The 266-nt window shown below is 28.6% G+C and carries 1 protein-coding gene; it reads right to left on the bottom strand.

The genetic code is table 11. The features are described 5' to 3' along the window. Positions 1 to 266: hypothetical protein (locus tag IEQ44_RS18630; protein WP_227487653.1), on the bottom strand; the 266-nt coding region annotated here is incomplete at both ends.

Raw genomic sequence — 266 nt, 5'->3', positions numbered from 1 at the left:
TGAAAGGCTGTTTTTAGTTCAACTCCATTAATATCCGAGTTTTCTTGATCGACCCAAAGATATTGCATAATAGCATTTTCCCAAAACAAATAATTTTCAAAGCTACTAAATAAACTGTTTTCAATAATTGTATTAACAATATTTTCGTTGTTTTTGTAAACTTGAATATGAGCTTCAAATTTTTTGTAATATGAAAAAGTTGTCGAGTCGTTTATGTTCTGAGTTCGCTTTTCCAAGAGATTATTTTCCAACGAATGGTAATTTAG

The organism is Nocardioides malaquae (assembly GCF_015070385.1).
In the GTDB taxonomy this organism is placed as follows: domain Bacteria; phylum Actinomycetota; class Actinomycetes; order Propionibacteriales; family Nocardioidaceae; genus Nocardioides; species Nocardioides malaquae.
This window is presented reverse-complemented; position numbering and strand designations above follow the sequence as displayed.